Here is a 16234-nt window from a genome sequence, read left to right as displayed (position 1 = left end):
AGAAATACTTTATCTGCTAATAGCAGACAAAGTTTAAATAAAAGGGAAAAGAGTTTATCTTAAGAGTCAAATAAACCCAGGAGGCGAAACACTTGAACATTACTAATTTTGCAAAAAAAGTTGCAGAAAAGCCGGTTTTCAAAACCAGGATCAAGTCTGATGAGGTGAAAATCCCGGAAATGATCATCGGTTATTTTCTGGCTCCATTCTGTGCCATGTTTGCCAACTCCATCTTTGGTGCATATCTGAACCGTTATTATGTGGATGTACTTGGCTGGACAAAATTCGGAGCATTTGCTACACTTCTTCCAATCGTATCCGTGATCTTCGTAGTTCTCGGAAACCTGATGATTGGACAGTGGATCGACAACACCAGATCCACACAGGGAAAAGCAAGACCGTACCTGATTCTTGCAGCTCCTATGCTGATCGTGGCAATTATCCTTATGTTTATGACACCAAACAAGGGAAGCAATGCTATTCAGATGATCTGGATCGCAGTTTCCTACAATCTGTACTATGCGCTTGCATATCCGTGCTTTTACTGCGCACACAGCTCCATGGTTTCTCTTTCCACCAGAAATTCTGAGAGCCGCGGACTTCTGGCAACCCTGTCAAATGCAGCAATGGTTGCATCCGCAGGAGTTGGAGCCAGCATTCTTGTGCCGATCCTTCTGCAGAGCTTCCTGTTTGTGACAAAGGACGGCGGAATTGATGTGGATGCCAGCTATGCGCACTGGAGAATCATTTCCATCGTGCTTTGCCTAGTAAGTGCATTTGGCTGTATGCTGGAGTACTATTTTACAAGAGAGCGTATTACAGAAGAGACAGCAAACCTGAATGTAAAGGAAGAGAAGCTTCCGCTGAAGAAACAGCTGGAAGGCTGTATCCACAATAAATACTGGTGGATCATCATTCTTTACTTCCTGATCTTCCAGTTTGGTCAGCTGATCAAGAACAGCTCCATGAGTTTCTATGTAAGATGGATGTTTGATAGCGTTATCAATTCTTCCAATCCGGAGCAGACTTCCGGAGTACTGATGTCAACACTTGGTCTGGTTGGCGGAATCCCAACTGCGGTTGGTATGGTAGTGGCATGGCCCATTGCCCGTAAGCTTGGTAAAAAGAGAGCCGTTGTTTCAGGACTGTGCTTCTCCGTTGTAGGCGGACTGGTTTGCTTCTTAAATGTACACAGCTTTGGAATGGTTGCAACCAGTATGGTACTGAAGGGAATCGGAAGTATTCCGGCAGTGTATGTCACTATGGCACTTCTTTCTGATGTACTGGATCACCTGGAAGCGAAAAACGGTTTCCGAAGCGACGGATTTACTATGTCTGTTTACAGCTCCATTATGGTTGGTCTTAGCGGACTTTGCATCGGTGTACTGAACAGCCTTCTCACATTTGCAGGCTACAGCAACACTGGTATTGCATGCAACCCGCAGACACTGGAGATCATTGAAAATGTGGCAAATTACACCGGCCAGGTGGTTTACCGCCAGATGGGCGGCGTGGAGCAGGTGCTTGCGTTTGCGTTCCTGGCTGCGGATGTGATTACTTATGCCGTTGTTATTATCCTTATGAGCCGCCTGGATGTGGAGAAGCACATCGAGGAGGATCAGAAGACTATCAAGGAAAACCAGAAAAAGGCAGCCCTTAAAAAATAAAATATAATTGTTTCAGAACCTGATTCCTGTTATACTATGCTTATTAAGCAAGTATAAGTGATTCGGCTCTCTGGCGCAGTGATCACTGTACCGGAGGGCCGTTTTTTATGAAAAGTACCAGCAGTATGGAAATTCAGAGGGGGAATGGAAATACTGTGAAGCGCAGGCGGACGCAGCTGGTTTTCATATTAGAGAGATATTACGGAACGGGTGAGGAACAACTATGGTAAGAATTGCGATTGTGGAAGATGACCGGCATGACCGGGAAGCTTTGAAGAAATGTCTGAGCAGATACGAAAAAGAAAATCAGGTGAAATTTTCTCTTACGGAATTTCAGGACGGAGAGGACATTGTGACTGACTATACAGCCAGCTACGATCTGATTATTCTTGACATCGAGATGGCTTTTCTCAACGGAATGAAGGCAGCGGAAAAAATACGCGAGCTGGATACCAACGTGATTATTATTTTTATCACAAATATGCCCCAGTACGCCATTCAGGGGTACAAGGTCAATGCGCTGGACTATATTCTCAAGCCCATTTCCTACTTCTCTTTTTCCGAGAGCATGGCAAGGGCGCTGTCCAAGGTGAAGGCTCCTGAGAAGGAATACATTACCATTGTCTTAAAGGGCGGCAAGAAGAAGCTGGATGTAGCACGGATCTGCTATGTAGAGGTGCAGGATCATGTGCTGATCTACCACACCCTGGACGGGGATTTTGAGACAAAGGGAACTATGCGGGATACGGACAATCAGTTCAACCCCAAGCGATATTTCCGGTGCAACCGCTGTTATCTTGTGAATCTGGAATTTGTGGAGACCTATCAGGGCAGTGACATTATGGTAAACGGCGATACCATTCAGGTAAGCCGCAGCAGGCGCAAGCCATTTCTGGATGCCCTGAATGAATATATGAATGAGGTGGGAAAATGAGCAGTACAGTAGTGAATACACCCGGTTATTATTATGCCATTTCTTACTGGCTCTCTGCTTTTGTAATGGTAATTGTAGAAGGTCGTGGAAAAAAGGACTGGTGGAAATATCTGTACAGCGTGCTCAGCTTTATCAGTATTTTCCTGGTAATGTTTTTCACGGACGGGATTAAGCAGATTTTCTTTATCCCTCTTATGCTTTGTGTGTTTGGCCTGATGCTTCTGTATATTAAAATGGCAGGGGAACTGTCCTGGCGGGAGACCGGGTTCTTCTGTGCAAAGGCGTTTATCAGCGCAGAATTTGCGGCTTCTCTTTGCTGGCAGATTATTTATTTTTATACAGGCGATTTCCCTGCTGTTGAAAGTGGAAATATGAAGCAGCTGATCTGGAGCTGTGTTCACATGGTATTGATTTATGCGGTAATTTACGCAATCATTTATTTTATTGAGCGCTATCTGAAAAAAGATATTGAGGAACTGCAGATTACCAGACGGGAGATGATCGTTGCCTGCATTGTGACCGCAATTGTATACGGCATCAGCAATCTCAGCTATGTAGATGCAAACAGTCTTTTCAGCGGCGGAACTGCTATGGATATTTTCATTATCCGTACCCTGGCAGACTTAAGCGGTATGGCGGTGCTTTATGCATATCATATCCAGGTGAAGGAGATTCAGCTAAGATTCGAGAAGGATACCCTTCGGAATATTATGAACATGCAGTACAGCAATTATAAGCTTTCCAAGGAGAGCATTGACATTGTAAATCAGAAATATCACGATCTGAAGCACCAGATCAATCTGCTGAAAAGCGGCGCGGATTCTGAGAAATCCGGGGAATATCTGGCGCAGATGGAGCGCGAGATCAAGATTTATGAGACACAGAACAAGACAGGCAATAAGGTTCTGGATACCATTCTTACAAGCAAGAGCATGCATTGCCAGAGGCATGGCATTGAGCTGAAATTCATAGGTGAAGGCCAGCTCCTGAATTTTATGGAGGATATGGATATCAGTGCACTTTTTGGAAACATGCTGGACAATGCCATTGAGAGCGTGGTGAAGATCAAAGAGCGGGAGAAGCGGCTGATTGCCCTTCACGTAATTCAGGACAGACAGTTTATCCGTATCCGTACAGAGAATTACTGCGAGGAGGACATTCAGTTTCAGGACGGACTTCCGATCACAACCAAGGCAGATAAACGTTTCCATGGTTATGGAATGAAGAGCATGAAGAAGATTGTGGAAAAATACGGCGGCTCTGTGGTTGCCGGCAAGACGGATAACTGGTTTGAACTGAAGATTTTGATTCCTATGAAACGATAAAAAAACACCCCGCAGCGATGCAGGGCATTTTTGAATTATTTTTTCTTCTTGGATTTCTTGGTCTCGGTCTGGGCTGCCTGAGCTTCCTCTGCAGATTTCTTAAAGCGGGCGAAGAAGCCTTTTTTCTTCTTGGCCGGGGCTTCCAGATTGCCGCGGATGCCTTTGACACCGACTATGTAAAGTCCGCTGACCTCTGCCTTGATCTCTTTCTTCACCGGGATCAGGTCGAATACCTTCTCATCTGCGATAAGAATGGAAATCTTCGGACCAACCTTAGCCTTAACGATGGGAAGCTTGGAACGGCGAAGAAGCTTGGGAGTCTGGTCAATGACCATCTGTGGGAGACCGGATTCCTTAAGTGGCATTCTCTTCTTATCAATAACGAGCATGGAAACGGTCTGTTTGCTTGCTTCGATCTGTGCCTGCTGTTCTTCCTGTTTCTTCTGGGTCTTCTTGCCAAAGAAATACAAACCAATCAGTAATCCGATGAGGATTACGAGAATCACCAGAAGGACAATTGTTACTGGATGCATACTTATCCTCCTACCATAAAAAGTTTCTTATTGCTTACATAAACTCTATTTTACCATTGTTTTATAGAAAAGGCAATTAAAAAATCGGCATCCTGACAAGATATGGCATGGAAGAATTGTGGGAAAATAGGTGGTAATTCATATAAATATCATGTATAATGGAAAACAGCGGTTACAAAATGGATAGTTTTATCTGATATGGTTAAAATGTTAATGTCAGAATCGCTGTCGAATCAGTTTGTGACAGCCTGTTATGAGCAAGACAGATATGTTCCATGCTGTTTCCCATAACAGATCAACGGGGGGGAGCTGACAGGACAAATAAGGAGTTATACACAATATGAAGAAAACGGATACAGAACAGCAGGAGACTTCTGTTCTGGAAGAAAAACAAGCCCCCGACAGCAATACGGAAGGGACGCTTGATAAAGAATTACAGGAATTAGACAAGGAGAGTAAGCAGGAAGAAGCGTATTATGAAGAGCGGCGGAAAGAGAGACACCAGCGTAATCTTCAGAGAAAGAAGAGGCAGATGCGGAATCGTAATCTGGCTCTTATTGTTACTGTTTTGATACTCCTTGGAGGAGCAGGATATTTCTGGGGTGATCAGATCGGACTGAAGGATGGTGTGGAGACCCTTGTAACCCGTGCGAAAGCTTTGATTCCTGAGAAGAAAGAAGATACAGAAACAGCGGAAGCTACGGCAACGCCTGTTCCGGAGAAAGAATCGGAAGAGCAGAATGAGACGGAAGATTCCAAAGAGACGACAGATCCGGCGGATTCAGCTGAATCCGAAGACTCAAAGGAAGCAGAGAATCCAGATGATTCAGGAAATGCGGATGACGAAGAAGCAGATTCTGAGGAAAATAAAACAGCAGATCCTACTGTGACACAGGCTCCGGTGAAAGCAGAGGCAGATTTCATGCCCCAGGCAGCCGCCGCAGGAGCAGGTTTTATCCACAGACAGGTTCGCCATGAGAAGAAGGTTCTGACCACTGCCAAGAATAAGGCGGCTCAGTACGATTATGACGGAGCCATCAAGCTTTTGAAAAATGACAATGCATATCAATATAATGTGCATTTTCAGAATGCAGCGAAGAAATACAAAAAAGAAAAAGACAATTGCGTAGCCTGGTCCCCGGAGCAGGTGACACATATTTTTTACCATTCTCTTATTGTAGACACCTCCAAGGCATTTGACGGGGACTACAAGCAGGATGGCTACAATCAGGTAATGACCACGATGGATGAGTTTAACAAGATTACCCAGATCATGTATGAGGAAGGGTATGTCATGGTCAACCTTTACGACCTGGCAGGACTTGATGATGACGGCAATATGAAAGCCAAGACCGTTTATCTGCCTGAGGGCAAGACGCCCTTTGTATTATCACAGGATGATGTATGCTACTATCATTCCCAGGACGGAGACGGAATTGCCACTAAGCTTGTCGTAGATGAGGACGGCAAGGTGCGCAATGAGTATGTGCAGGATGATGGAAGCACTGTGGTGGGCGACTATGATGTTGTGCCGCTGATCGACCGCTTTGTGGAAGCGCATCCGGATTTTGCATATCACGGACATAAGGGAATTGTGGCACTGACCGGATATAACGGTATTCTGGGCTATCGCACGGATATCAGCTACCAGACAAGACCGGATGACCTGAATGATGACAAGCTTGCATGGCTGAATGCGCACCCGGATTTTGACCTGGAAACAGAGCGGGCAGGAGCCAAGAAAGTTGCAGATGCCATGAAAAAAGAGGGCTGGACCTTTTCCAGCCACACATGGGGACACAAGAATATGTCCACGGTTTCCATGGAACGTCTCCAGACCGATACTACCAATTTCAAGGAAAATGTGGATCCGCTTATTGGAGGAACAGACATTATCATCTTTGCATTTGGTGCGGACATTAATAATGGAGGCGCTTACACAGGAGATGAGAAGTTTAATTATCTGAAGTCACAGGGCTATGATTATTACTGCAATGTAGATTCCAATAAATATTTTGTACAGATCACAGATGAATATTTCCGCATGGGAAGAAGAAATGTGGACGGATACCGAATGTATTACAATCCGGATCTGCTGTCGGATCTGTTTGACGCAAGTGAAGTATTTGACTCTTCCAGACCGACTCCGGTACCGCCTATGAACGGCGGCTGATAAGAAAGCCTCTAATTCTTAAGAAAAAATGAAATGTGCTGGCAGGCTTTCTTTTTGGAAGAAAATATGTTAGTTTTAATAGAAGAGAAACTGAAGGGAGTTTATTTAGTATGAAAAGAAAAGCATATCTTGCAGCGCTGGTGATGTGCATGGCACTTGCCGTGAATGGCTGTGGAAATAATAAAAGCGAGGCAGACTCAAGTGACGCACAGGCTACTGAGCAGGAGGCAGATACCTCATCATCCAAGACGGATTCTGAGGGCAACACCCGCCTGGTTTCCGTTGACAGTGTTGAGAAGTACGTCACGATTGCAGATTATAAGGGAATCACCCTGGACAATACCGTACAGGAGGTTACAGACACAGATATAGACAATCGTGTTGCCGAGAACCTCCAGAATAAATCAGAAACAGTGAATGATGCAGATGCAGTTATTCAGAACGGCGATACTGCTACCATTAATTTCGTAGGAACTAAGGACGGTGAGGCATTTGAGGGCGGAACTGCCAATAATTACGATCTTGTGATCGGAAGCGGCACCATGATCCCGGGATTTGAGGAAGGAATCGTGGGAATGAAGAAGGGCGAGACCAAGGATGTCACCGTCACTTTCCCGGAGAGCTACAGAAATTCAGACCTGGCAGGACAGGAAGCCGTATTCCAGATTACGGTGCAGAGCTTTAAGCGTCCGCCGGAACTGACCGACGACTGGGTAACTGCCAATACAGATTATCAGAATACAGATGAGTACAAAGAATCTGTGCGCAGTGAGCTTGAGCAGGAGAACCAGGAGCAGGCAGAGAACAGCCTTAGAAGCACTGCATGGAACACTGTATACACCAATTCTGAGGTTGTGGAATACCCGGAGGAGGATGTAAATGATGCTGTGGAGACCTTTAAGAAGCAGGCGGAGGCATACGCGAAGCAGGCAGATATGGAACTGGAAGACTTTGTAGAGTCCCAGGGAGTGTCTATGGATGATTTCGAAGCGCAGTGCCAGCAGTATGCACAGGCGAAGGTAAAACAGAATCTGATCATTCAAGGGATTATGGATGCAGAGGGCATGACTTTGGATGCTGAGGAGTGCCTTGCTATTCAGGACCAGCTGGTTGAGCAGTATGCATCCGGTGATCTTGCTGCACTGATTGACACTTATGGTCAGGTTGCAGTAGATGAGACGATTGGCCTGATGCGAGTTGAAGATTTTATTATTGCAAATGCAAACTATGACCAGACTGCAGGAGAAGATGCAGAGGCAGCAGATACCGAAGAGGGACAGACCACAGATGAGGCTGGTGAAGAGCAGACAGCCGCTGGTGAAACAGAGGAAGAGAAACAGGATACTGCAAATGACGGTGCAGACAGCGAGAAAGCTGACAGTAATGCAGATGCACAGGATACCAATACAGAAGATTCATCCCAGGAGGGGGCAGAATAATCATGATCATTAAAAATGGAGAAGTATTTCAGGAAGATGGAAGTTTTCAGATACAGGATTTATATGTAGAGAATCATAAGATCGTAGCCACTGAGGCAGAGGTTACAGACAAGACTGTAATAGATGCCAAAGGACTGAAGGTGCTTCCAGGACTGGTGGATGTACACAGCCACGGTGCATTTGGCCACGACTTTTCCGATGCAGACCCGGAGGGGCTTAAGATTATTCTGAAATATGAGAAGAGCCATGGAGTGACTTCCTATTGTCCGACCTCCATGACACTTCCGGCAGAGGAACTGAAGGAAATCTTCGCAACCATAAAGACAGTAGGAGATTTCCCGGAAGGTGCTACAGTAAGAGGCATTAATATGGAGGGACCGTTCCTGGACCCGAAGAAAAAAGGTGCCCATGTAGAAGGCTATATCCGCAAACCGGACGCAGAATTTTTCCGTGAGCTGAATGCTTATTCCGGCAATATGGTGAAGCTTGTGACTCTGGCTCCGAATGTAGAAGGGGCTATGGAGTTTATTGACGAAGTACATAACGAGGTTTGTATTTCCCTTGGACATACAGGTGCAGACTATGAGACGGCATCTGAGGCAATGAGAAGAGGCGCGCATCATGTGACCCATCTTTATAATGCCATGCAGCCGCTGGCTCACAGAGCACCGGGACTGATCGGTGCAGCCTCTGATGATGAGCAGTGCATGGTGGAAATGATCTGTGACGGAATTCATATCCATCCTTCTGTAATCCGTGGAACCTTTAGAATGTTCGGACCGGAGAGAATTGTACTGATCAGTGATTCCATGATGGCCACTGGTATGGAGAATGGAACCTACCAGCTGGGCGGACAGGAAGTAACCATGAAGGACTGCAAGGCTACCCTAAAGGACGGTACCATTGCAGGCTCCGCTACTAACCTGTATGACTGCATGCGCAAGGTAGTTTCTTTCGGTGTGCCTGTGGAGGAAGCTGTTTTTTCGGCTACAAGAAACCCGGCTAAGAGCATTGGCATTTACGATGAGGTCGGCTCTCTTTCTGTGGGAAAAAAAGCTGACATCCTGCTGGTAACAGACGATCTGGAGCTGAAAAAAGTGTTATAAGGGATTTTTGCAACAACGGATAAAGAGGGAAGTTATAAATGGATAGAAGTGTTATACGCGAAAGAATGCGTAAAAAGCAGCGCCAGATACGACGAAGGAAGATCATTAAGCTGATTACTTATGTGGTGGCTATGGTACTTGCCGTCATATTTGTAATACGCGGGGTGATTTTTCCTATTGTGAGCCGCATTGGAGGGAAGAGTACCGGGGAGTCCCAGCAGGTGCAGGCAGATGCGGAGCAGACCGCGGATCCTACAGCTGCACAGCGGCAGCCTCTGAAAGGGCAGAGCGATCTGACTAAGGTTTCCACCCTTACACCGGGATGGCATGAGGATGACAACGGCCGCTGGTATCAGAATGCGGACGGTACATATTATACAGGTGGTTTTGCAGAAATTGACGGTGTGACATATGCCTTTGATGACAATGGCTATATGCAGACCGGGTGGGTGACAAAGGGATCACAGGATTATTACTTTAACGACGATGGTTCCTATAATGCTTCTGAGAAGCGTCCGATGATTGCACTGACATTTGATGATGGCCCGGGAGAGTATACCTCTGAGCTTCTGGACTGCCTGGAAGAAAATAATGCACACGCAACCTTCTTCATGCTTGGCCAGAATGTTCAGAACTATCAGGATGACGTGAAGAGAATGCTGGAGCTTGGCTGCGAGATCGGCAACCATTCCTGGGATCATGCCAATATGTATGAATTGAGCCTGGACAGTGTAGTGAAGGAGTTTAATGATGCAGACCAGGCGTTGATCGATGCCTGCGGTCAGGCTTCAACTGTAGTGAGAGCTCCTTACGGAAATGCCAACGAGGACATTATGAATGCGGTGGGGAAACCGTTCTTCATGTGGTCTCTGGATTCCCTTGACTGGAAGTATAAGGATGTGGATCTTGACTACAAATCCATTATGCAGGATAACAGCAGTGTGATCAAAGACGGTACCATTATTCTGATGCATGATATTCATGAGCCTTCTGTGAAAGCTGCAGAGAGGATTATTCCGGAGCTGATTAATATGGGCTTCAAGCTTGTTACCGTAAGCGAGATGGCAGAGGCCAAGAATGTTACTCTTCAGAATGCTTCTTACAACAACTTCTGGCAGGATATCCTGGATCAGGGGCTGGTACCTGGTTATGCAGGAAACAGTACCTCTGATGCAGATACTTCTGACGGTACAGAAGATTCCAGCGATGGTTCTGAGGATGGAAGCGGCAGCGACGGCAGTGAAGACTATTCCGACGGCAGTGAAGATGGAAGCAATTCCAGCGAATAATATTTAACGAAAATAACGCTTGTACTTTAGAAGGAATTTCGAAAGTACAGGCGTATTTTTTTACAGGAAAGCTCGATTTTGGTATGATGTTTTTGGGAATAATAGACAATTTAATTGTGGCGTGGAGGAAAAGAGTATGTTATAATGTGCGTAAGGATTTTTACGAAAAGAATATGACTGTTTGTACAGAAATATTCATGAATGAAAGTTTAGGGAGGTAACTTTCTGATGGGAGAGAAATTACAGTTTACAGAACTCGATCAGTACCTGTTTGGACAGGGAACCCATTATGATATTTACAGAAAGCTTGGAGCACATCCTGTGAAGGATGGTGATGAAGAGGGCGTCTATTTTGCAGTATGGGCACCCAATGCACAGGGGGTCTCGGTAATTGGAGAATTTAATGAATGGGATGAACAGGCGAACCCCATGACGAAGGCAGGCCCGATCGGTGTATTTGAAACATTTGTTCCAGGCGCGAAGATTGGCCAGCTGTATAAGTTCTTTATTATTGGAATGAACGGGGAGCACATTTACAAAGCAGACCCTTATGCCAATGAGGCAGAATTAAGACCGGGAACTGCATCCAGAATTACAGACATCCGCGACTTTAAGTGGAAAGACGGAACCTGGATGAAGAACCGCCAGAAGTTCGATGAGACCAAGAATGCCATGTCCATTTATGAAGTGCATCCAGGCTCCTGGATGAAGCATCCGGCTACCGAAGAGGACGAGAAGGGCTTTTACAATTACAGAGAACTGGCAGTGAAGCTGGCTCAGTATGTAAAGGATATGGGCTACACACATGTGGAACTGATGGGAATTGCAGAGCATCCATTTGACGGCTCCTGGGGCTACCAGGTAACTGGATATTATGCGCCTACATCCCGCTATGGTACTCCACAGGATTTTAAATATCTGGTAGATTATCTTCACAGACAGAAGATTGGTGTTATCCTGGACTGGGTACCTGCCCATTTCCCCAAGGATGCACACGGTCTTGCTAATTTTGACGGCACAGCGGTTTATGAGCATGCAGACCCGAGACAGGGCGAGCACCCGGACTGGGGAACCAAGATATACAACTATGGCAGACCGGAAGTTAAGAACTTCCTCATTGCCAATGCCCTGTTCTGGATCGAGGAATGCCATGTAGACGGACTGCGTGTGGATGCAGTTGCGTCCATGCTGTATCTGGACTATGGAAAAAATGACGGCCAGTGGGTAGCAAATAAATATGGTGGAAACCAGAACCTGGAAGCAATCGAGTTTTTCAAGCACCTGAATACGGTTGTCCTGGGAAGAAATCATGGAACGGTCATGATCGCAGAAGAGTCTACTGCATGGCCGAAGGTTACAGGTAAGGCTGAGGATGACGGACTTGGATTTTCCCTGAAATGGAACATGGGCTGGATGAATGATTTCCTGGAATACATGAAGCTGGATCCTTATTTCCGTAAGTTTAATCATAATAAGATGACATTCTCCATGACCTACGCATACAGTGAGAAATATGTTCTGGTCATTTCCCATGATGAGGTTGTGCATCTGAAGAAATCCATGCTGGAGAAAATGCCGGGAGAGCCGGATGACAAGTTTAAGAACCTGAAGGCTGCTTATACCTTTATGTTCTGCCACCCTGGCAAGAAGCTTCTGTTCATGGGACAGGAATTCGGTCAGCTTCGTGAGTGGAGCGAGGAGAGAGAACTTGACTGGTTCCTTCTGGGAGAAGAGAAGCATCGCGACCTGAAGGATTTCGTGAAGGCTCTTCTGAAGATGTACCGCAAGTATCCGGCACTTTACGGAATGGATACAGATCCTTCCGGATTCGAGTGGATCAATGCAGATGACGGGGACAGAAGCATCTACAGCTTTGTAAGGAAGTCTCCTACAGGAAGAAATAATCTTCTGGTGATCTGCAACTTCACCCCTATGGACCGTCCGGACTACCGGGTTGGCGTTCCCAAGAAGAAACAGTACACGCAGCTTCTGGATGAGAACGGCATGACAGCGAAGAAGGTATTTAAGGCAGAGAAACAGGAATGCGACAACCGTCCGTTTTCCTTTGCATATCCCCTTCCAGCTTACGGAGTGGCGATCTTCCAGTATTAAAACATTCTGTAATCAGAGAATCCGTAATAAAAATGCCTAAAGAACCGGGCAAAATCAGGCTTTGTTTGTGACTGTTGGGGATTTTTCTCACAAGCCCAAAAATCTGTTGAAATTTGGGAAAAGTTGCGCTATAATGAGCCCGACGAAAAGAAATGGAAAAAAGTGTTACATGTTGAAAGGAGAATATTGACATGAAGGTATCTAATATTAAAGACATTGAGAAATTTTTTAGTGTAGTAGACAGCTGTGCAGGTAAAGTAGAGCTGGTAACTGGCGAAGGAGACAGACTGAACCTGAAATCTAAATTATCACAGTATGTATCTCTTGCAAACATCTTCTCCAACGGTGAGATTCCGGAGCTTGAGATTGTTGCATATGAGAAAGAAGACATTGATAAGCTTATGCACTTCATGATCAACGGCTGATCTGCATAAATCTGTGAATTTGGGATAATATATCAGGGGGGATGTGACATTGTCATGTCCCCTTTTCTGACAGGTAGGGCAAACTAGGGCCTTTTTTAAACATGCTCTAGCCCTGCCAAGAGGCAAAGAACCAGGGGGTATTTATGCTTCCTGGTCAAAACATGTTATGCGAAAATCCCGGTGCCGAATAAAGCATTCTTGGAATTTTTTGAAAAAAAATTCTGAAGATGCGAATCTGGTGCCCCGTAGAATAGAAAGGGGAAATACAAAATGGTAAAGATTGACATTATCTCCGGTTTCCTTGGAGCCGGTAAAACAACACTGATCAAGAAGCTTCTGAAAGAGGCTTTTGAAGGCGAGCAGGTAGTACTGATCGAGAATGAGTTTGGTGAGATTGGTATTGACGGCGGTTTCCTGAAGGATGCAGGTATTGAGATTCGTGAGATGAATTCCGGATGTATCTGCTGCTCTCTGGTAGGTGATTTCGGTGCTTCTCTGAAGGAAGTTGTAGAGAAATATCATCCGGACCGTATCCTGATCGAGCCATCAGGCGTAGGTAAGCTTTCCGACGTGATCAAGGCTGTACAGGGTGTTGAGGAAGATGTAGACATCCAGCTGAACAGCTACACCACAGTAGTGGATGCAAAGAAATGCAAGATGTATATGAGAAACTTCGGCGAGTTCTTTGACAACCAGGTACAGTATGCCGGCGCTATTATCATGAGCCGTACCGATATTGTAGATGAGAAGAAAGCTATGGAGTCTATGGAGCTTCTTCGTTCCATCAATGAGAAGGCTGCTATCATCACTACTCCAATTGAGAAGCTGGACGGCAAGAAGATCCTTGAGGTTATGGAGCATCCGGTTTCCCTGGCAGATGAACTTCTGAAGGAAGAGCATGAGCACCATCATCACCACGATCACGATGAGGAGTGCGGCTGCGGACATGACCATGATCACGAGCATCATCATGACCATGATGAAGAGTGCGACCACGATCATGAGCATCATCATCACGACCATGACGAGGAGTGCGGCTGCGGACATGACCACGATCACGAACATCATCACCACGACCATGATGAAGAGTGCGGCTGCGGACATGACCACGATCACGAGCATCATCACCACGACCATGATGAGGAGTGCGGCTGTGGACATGACCATGATCACGAGCATCATCACCACGATCACGATGAGGAGTGCGGCTGCGGACATCATCATGATCATCACCATCATCACGCAGACGAAGTATTCACAAGCTGGGGACGTGAGACAATCAAGAAATTCACACGAGAAGGTCTTGAGAAGATGCTTGAAAGCCTTTCCACTTCAGAGGAATATGGCGTAATTCTCCGTGCAAAGGGAATGCTTCCGGCAGAGGATGGAACCTGGATCTACTTTGATATGGTTCCGGAAGAAACTGAGATCCGTGAGGGATCACCGGAGTACACAGGACGTCTCTGCGTGATCGGTTCCAAACTGAAGGAAGACAAGCTGGCTGAACTTTTCGGCGTAGCATAATGACAGTAAAAAATACAGGGAGGTTTCTGTAACATGGATGAAATTACAGTACCGATTTATCTCATAACCGGATTCCTGGAAAGCGGCAAGACCTCTTTCCTCAGCTTTACCCTGCAGCAGGATTATTTTCGCACAGAGGGCAAAACACTTCTTATTCTCTGCGAAGAGGGTGAGGAAGAATATGATGAGGATGCCCTTGCAAAGGACAATGTTGTCATAGAGGTTATTGAGAAGGAAGAAGAGTTTACACCGGAGCGTCTCCAGGCTCTTGATATTATCCACCAGCCGGAGCGTGTGGTTATGGAATACAATGGAATGTGGCTGGTAAGCAAATTTGAGGAAATGCGCCTTCCCCAGGGCTGGGGCATTGAGCAGCACATCACCTGTGTGGATGCAAGCACATTTCAGGTTTACATGCAGAACATGAAATCCCTTTTCATGGATATGGTCCGCAATGCGGATATGGTAGTGTTCAACCGCAGCAAGATGGAATATCCTCTTTCCAATTTCCGCAGAAGCATTAAAGTGGTAAACCCAAGTGCCGAGGTTATTTTTGAGGATGAAGAAGGGGAGATGACAGATATCTTCGCAGATCAGATGCCATTTGACCTGGATGCAGATATCGTGGATATTCCGCCGGAAGATTACGGTATCTGGTTTGTGGATGCCATGGATCATCCAGATCGTTACGTTGGTAAAACACTGCGCTTCAAGGCCCGTGCAAGACGCCCGAGAGGAATGGGAAGCAAGTTCTTTATTCCAGGACGTACTGCTATGACCTGCTGTGCAGATGACACTTCTTTCCTTGGCTATATCTGCAAGAGTGCTTATGCGCCCAAGCTCAAACCAGGCGAATGGGTAGAGGTAACTGCCAAGGTTGCGTTTGAGAACCGTTCAGAATACCAGGGCGAGGGAATTGTGCTCTATGCAGAGAATGTAACTCCATGCGAGCCGTTGGCAGATGAAATGGTTTACTTTAACTGATGAATATAAGGATTGTAGATTATGTATTTAGTTGTTGGACTGGGAAACCCCGGGAAGCAGTATGAGGCGACCCGCCACAATATGGGTTTTGATACAATTGACGTGCTTGTGGAGCGTCATAAGATTCCACAGGGCGGCGTAAAATTTAATGCCATGTATGGCTCCGGCTTTATCGGCGGCGAGAAGGTGATTTTCATGAAGCCTTTGTCTTTCATGAATCTCAGCGGCGGTCCGGTGCAGGAGATGGCAGCATATTTCAAGATTGATCCGGAGAGCGAGCTGATCATCATCCAGGATGACATTGACCTGGAGCCAGGACAGCTTCGCATCCGCAAGCAGGGCAGCGCAGGAGGCCACAATGGCCTGAAGGATATCATCGGCAGACTGGGCACACAGAAGTTTATGCGTGTGAAGGTCGGCGTAGGCGCTAAGCCAAAGGGATGGGATCTTGCCGATCATGTGCTTGGACGTTTTTCAGCAGATGACCGCAAGCTTGTGGATGAGGCCATTGAGCTTGCCGCAGATGCAGTAGAAAAAATCATCACAGATGGTCCGGATGCGGCCATGAATGAATATAATCGAAAGAGGGTTACTGAGTAGTTAGCTCAGCAATATACTTCGCGATGCATAGAAAACAGTAATGAAGGAAGTCCAGTCAGTAAGCTGGGCTTCTTTTGCCCCTGGAACTTTTTTTCAATATGCTCCTGGGGCGGCAAAAATCGA

General features: G+C 46.1%; 13 protein-coding genes. 12 read left to right on the top strand and 1 reads right to left on the bottom strand.

Annotated elements, in window-relative coordinates:
- Window positions 1-92 precede the first annotated feature (92 nt).
- The 3 genes from OCV70_RS11105 (at window position 93) to OCV70_RS11095 (ending at window position 3926) form a co-directional block, all read left to right on the top strand.
- A complete protein-coding gene (locus OCV70_RS11105; RefSeq protein WP_243176604.1) occupies window positions 93-1667 on the top strand; it encodes an MFS transporter in 1575 nt (524 codons plus the stop codon).
- 223 nt (window positions 1668-1890) lie between these two features.
- Window positions 1891-2601, top strand: a complete 711-nt coding sequence (locus OCV70_RS11100) for a LytR/AlgR family response regulator transcription factor (protein ID WP_117849373.1) — start codon at window positions 1891-1893, stop codon at window positions 2599-2601.
- Window positions 2598-3926 carry an ATP-binding protein gene (locus OCV70_RS11095; protein WP_021926486.1) on the top strand — a complete coding sequence of 443 codons (1329 nt, stop codon included), beginning with the start codon at window positions 2598-2600 and terminating at the stop codon, window positions 3924-3926. The genes OCV70_RS11100 and OCV70_RS11095 overlap by 4 nt, the downstream gene beginning before the upstream one ends.
- A 35-nt stretch (window positions 3927-3961) precedes the next feature.
- Here the strand turns inward: OCV70_RS11095 and OCV70_RS11090 are convergent, their stop codons facing one another.
- Window positions 3962-4459 carry a hypothetical protein gene (locus OCV70_RS11090; protein ID WP_021926485.1) on the bottom strand — a complete coding sequence of 166 codons (498 nt, stop codon included), beginning with the start codon at window positions 4457-4459 and terminating at the stop codon, window positions 3962-3964.
- Window positions 4460-4799: 340 nt separating this feature from the next.
- Here OCV70_RS11090 and OCV70_RS11085 point away from each other — a divergent pair, with 340 nt between their 5' ends.
- The 9 genes from OCV70_RS11085 (at window position 4800) to pth (ending at window position 16111) form a co-directional block, all read left to right on the top strand.
- The gene (locus OCV70_RS11085) at window positions 4800-6632 is read left to right on the top strand and encodes a polysaccharide deacetylase family protein (protein ID WP_244096241.1); all 1833 of its coding nucleotides are present in this window, start codon (window positions 4800-4802) and stop codon (window positions 6630-6632) included.
- Window positions 6633-6742: 110 nt separating this feature from the next.
- Window positions 6743-8071, top strand: coding sequence for a trigger factor (gene tig / locus OCV70_RS11080; RefSeq protein ID WP_262579695.1), 1329 nt, complete (start codon window positions 6743-6745; stop codon window positions 8069-8071).
- Between the two features lie 2 nt (window positions 8072-8073).
- On the top strand, window positions 8074-9177 hold the full coding sequence (gene nagA / locus OCV70_RS11075; RefSeq protein WP_173767036.1) for an N-acetylglucosamine-6-phosphate deacetylase: 1104 nt from the start codon (window positions 8074-8076) through the stop codon (window positions 9175-9177).
- A gap of 38 nt (window positions 9178-9215) precedes the next feature.
- Window positions 9216-10466, top strand: coding sequence for a polysaccharide deacetylase family protein (locus OCV70_RS11070; RefSeq protein ID WP_117849370.1), 1251 nt, complete (start codon window positions 9216-9218; stop codon window positions 10464-10466).
- Window positions 10467-10694: 228 nt separating this feature from the next.
- Window positions 10695-12578, top strand: a complete 1884-nt coding sequence (glgB, locus tag OCV70_RS11065) for a 1,4-alpha-glucan branching protein GlgB (protein ID WP_021926480.1) — start codon at window positions 10695-10697, stop codon at window positions 12576-12578.
- 191 nt (window positions 12579-12769) lie between these two features.
- A complete protein-coding gene (locus OCV70_RS11060) occupies window positions 12770-13003 on the top strand; it encodes a hypothetical protein (RefSeq protein ID WP_021926479.1) in 234 nt (77 codons plus the stop codon).
- Between the two features lie 270 nt (window positions 13004-13273).
- Window positions 13274-14527 (top strand): CobW family GTP-binding protein, encoded by a 1254-nt coding sequence (locus OCV70_RS11055; protein WP_117849369.1) that lies wholly within the window; start codon window positions 13274-13276, stop codon window positions 14525-14527.
- Between the two features lie 33 nt (window positions 14528-14560).
- On the top strand, window positions 14561-15511 hold the full coding sequence (locus tag OCV70_RS11050) for a TIGR03943 family putative permease subunit (RefSeq protein ID WP_021926477.1): 951 nt from the start codon (window positions 14561-14563) through the stop codon (window positions 15509-15511).
- A 21-nt stretch (window positions 15512-15532) separates the two neighbouring features.
- Window positions 15533-16111, top strand: coding sequence for an aminoacyl-tRNA hydrolase (gene pth / locus OCV70_RS11045; RefSeq protein ID WP_173767034.1), 579 nt, complete (start codon window positions 15533-15535; stop codon window positions 16109-16111).
- Window positions 16112-16234 lie beyond the last annotated feature (123 nt).

The organism is Blautia acetigignens (genome assembly GCF_025566865.1).
Classification (GTDB): Bacteria; Bacillota; Clostridia; order Lachnospirales; family Lachnospiraceae; genus Blautia_A; species Blautia_A acetigignens.
Note: the sequence above shows the minus strand (reverse complement) of the source record. Positions and strands in the feature narration are given on the sequence as shown.

Bases quoted from the DNA above. Each gene is read 5' to 3' on its own strand.
- OCV70_RS11100 (WP_117849373.1), top strand. From the start codon at position 1,891: ATGGTAAGAATTGCGATTGTGGAAGATGACCGGCATGACCGGGAAGCT.
- OCV70_RS11095 (WP_021926486.1), top strand. From the start codon at position 2,598: ATGAGCAGTACAGTAGTGAATACACCCGGTTATTATTATGCCATTTCT.
- OCV70_RS11090 (WP_021926485.1), bottom strand. From the start codon at position 4,459: ATGCATCCAGTAACAATTGTCCTTCTGGTGATTCTCGTAATCCTCATC.
- OCV70_RS11085 (WP_244096241.1), top strand. From the start codon at position 4,800: ATGAAGAAAACGGATACAGAACAGCAGGAGACTTCTGTTCTGGAAGAA.
- tig (WP_262579695.1), top strand. From the start codon at position 6,743: ATGAAAAGAAAAGCATATCTTGCAGCGCTGGTGATGTGCATGGCACTT.
- nagA (WP_173767036.1), top strand. From the start codon at position 8,074: ATGATCATTAAAAATGGAGAAGTATTTCAGGAAGATGGAAGTTTTCAG.
- OCV70_RS11070 (WP_117849370.1), top strand. From the start codon at position 9,216: ATGGATAGAAGTGTTATACGCGAAAGAATGCGTAAAAAGCAGCGCCAG.
- glgB (WP_021926480.1), top strand. From the start codon at position 10,695: ATGGGAGAGAAATTACAGTTTACAGAACTCGATCAGTACCTGTTTGGA.
- OCV70_RS11060 (WP_021926479.1), top strand. From the start codon at position 12,770: ATGAAGGTATCTAATATTAAAGACATTGAGAAATTTTTTAGTGTAGTA.
- OCV70_RS11055 (WP_117849369.1), top strand. From the start codon at position 13,274: ATGGTAAAGATTGACATTATCTCCGGTTTCCTTGGAGCCGGTAAAACA.
- OCV70_RS11050 (WP_021926477.1), top strand. From the start codon at position 14,561: ATGGATGAAATTACAGTACCGATTTATCTCATAACCGGATTCCTGGAA.
- pth (WP_173767034.1), top strand. From the start codon at position 15,533: ATGTATTTAGTTGTTGGACTGGGAAACCCCGGGAAGCAGTATGAGGCG.